Below are 2,500 nucleotides of genomic sequence, written 5' to 3' on the forward strand. Positions count from 1 at the left end.
TTGGTTGCGGGGGCAGGATTTGAACCTGCGGCCTTCAGGTTATGAGCCTGACGAGCTACCGGGCTGCTCCACCCCGCGCCATGGGTGTTTTGTATATATTTGAGAAGATGATTTGATTTGTGTTCTTGGCAGACCTGGCAGCGACCTACTCTCCCGTGTCTTGAGACAAAGTACCATTGGCGCTGGAGCGTTTCACGGCCGAGTTCGGAATGGGATCGGGTGCAGCCGCTCCGCCATAACCACCAGGTCGGCGAAGAACACAAAATTTGAGAAGCTGGTTGTCTTTCGTGCTTTTGTCATCATCAAGCTTCGCTTGATGGATATTGTAAATGGGAGTGATCAAGTCGATCGAGCTATTAGTACCGGTAAGCTACATGCGTTGCCGCACTTCCACACCCGGCCTATCAACGTGGTAGTCTTCCACGGCTCTGATAGGGAATACTCGTTTTTAGGTGGGTTTCCCGCTTAGATGCCTTCAGCGGTTATCCCGTCCGTATATAGCTACCCTGCTATGCCGTTGGCACGACAACAGGTCCACCAGAGATACGTCCATCCCGGTCCTCTCGTACTAGGGACAGATCCTATCAATATTCCTACACCCACGGCAGATAGGGACCGAACTGTCTCACGACGTTCTGAACCCAACTCACGTACCGCTTTAAATGGCGAACAGCCATACCCTTGGGACCTGCTCCAGCCCCAGGATGCGATGAGTCGACATCGAGGTGCCAAACAACCCCGTCGATATGGACTCTTGGGGGTCATCAGCCTGTTATCCCCGGCGTACCTTTTATCCGTTGAGCGATGGCCCTTCCACGCGGGACCACCGGATCACTATGACCGACTTTCGTCTCTGCTCGACTTGTCAGTCTTGCAGTCAGGCAGGCTTATGCCATTGCACTCGACGAACGATTTCCGACCGTTCTGAGCCTACCATCGCGCGCCTCCGTTACTCTTTAGGAGGCGACCGCCCCAGTCAAACTACCCACCATACACGGTCCTGGACCCGGATAACGGGCCGCAGTTAGACATCCATATAGGCAAGGGTGGTATTTCAAGGATGACTCCACAATGGCTGGCGCCACTGCTTCAAAGTCTACCACCTATCCTACACATGCCGACACGAATGCCAGTGTAAAGCTATAGTAAAGGTGCACGGGGTCTTTCCGTCTAACCGCAGGAACCCCGCATCTTCACGGGGAATTCAATTTCACTGAGTCTGCGTTGGAGACAGCGGGGAAGTCGTTACGCCATTCGTGCAGGTCGGAACTTACCCGACAAGGAATTTCGCTACCTTAGGACCGTTATAGTTACGGCCGCCGTTTACTGGGGCTTCAATTCAATGCTTGCACATCTCCTCTTAACCTTCCAGCACCGGGCAGGCGTCAGACCCTATACGTCGTCTTGCGACTTCGCAGAGCCCTGTGTTTTTGGTAAACAGTCGCTACCCCCTGGTCTGTGCCACCCCCACCTGGTTGCCCAAATGGAGGTCACGCTTCTTCCGAAGTTACGCGTGCATTTTGCCGAGTTCCTTCAACGCAGTTCTCTCAAGCGCCTTGGTATTCTCTACCAGTCCACCAGTGTCGGTTTAGGGTACGGTCTATATGCAGGAGCTATTTCCTGGAACCGCTTCGCTGCAAGATCAATCCAATAAGACCTTACAACACACGCGATCCGTCACTACCTGCAGGCCCACGAATATTAACGTGGTTCCCATCGACTACGCCTTTCGGCCTCGCCTTAGGGGCCGGCTAACCCTGCTCAGATTAACTTTAAGCAGGAACCCTTGGACTTTCGGCGAGGGAGTCTCTCACTCCCTTTATCGTTACTCATGTCAGCATTCTCACTTCCGATACCTCCAGGATGTCTCACGACTGTCCCTTCACAGGCTTACGGAACGCTCCGCTACCACGCACAAATGTGCATCCACAGCTTCGGTGTATGGCTTGAGCCCCGGTACATTTTCGGCGCAAAGACCCTTATTTAGACCAGTGAGCTGTTACGCTTTCTTTAAATGATGGCTGCTTCTAAGCCAACATCCTGGTTGTTTTGGGATCCTCACATCCTTTCCCACTTAGCCATAACTTAGGGACCTTAGATGGTGGTCAGGGTTGTTGCCCTCTCCACGACGGACGTTAGCACCCGCCGTGTGTCTGCCCAGTAGTACTCCCCGGTATTCGGAGTTTGATTAGGATCAGTAAGACGGTGAGTCCCCATAGCCCATTCAGTGCTCTACCCCCGGGGGTATTCGCTGGACGCTCTACCTAAATAGATTTCGCGGAGAACCAGCTATCTCCAAGTTTGATTGGCCTTTCACCCCTAGCCACAAGTCATCCCGATCTATTGCAACAGATATGGGTTCGGTCCTCCAGTACGTGTTACCGTACCTTCAACCTGCTCATGGCTAGATCACTTGGTTTCGGGTCTAATGCATCGAACTGAACGCCCTGTTCAGACTCGCTTTCGCTGCGCCTACACCTACCGGCTTAAGCTTGCTCGA

At 53.2% G+C, this 2,500-nt stretch carries 1 tRNA gene and 2 rRNA genes (1 of these 3 cut by a window edge); all 3 read right to left on the bottom strand.

From position 1 onward, the window contains the following. Position 1: 1 nt before the first annotated feature. Positions 2 to 78, bottom strand: a tRNA-Met gene (locus tag AAE521_RS22775). Between the two features lie 54 nt (positions 79 to 132). Next, a 5S ribosomal RNA gene (rrf, locus tag AAE521_RS22780) occupies positions 133 to 247 on the bottom strand. A gap of 88 nt (positions 248 to 335) precedes the next feature. Further along, positions 336 to 2,500 (bottom strand): 23S ribosomal RNA (locus AAE521_RS22785); it runs 739 nt beyond the window's last position.

It is taken from the genome of Brucella cytisi (assembly GCF_038433355.1).
Taxonomy (GTDB): Bacteria; Pseudomonadota; Alphaproteobacteria; order Rhizobiales; family Rhizobiaceae; genus Brucella; species Brucella cytisi.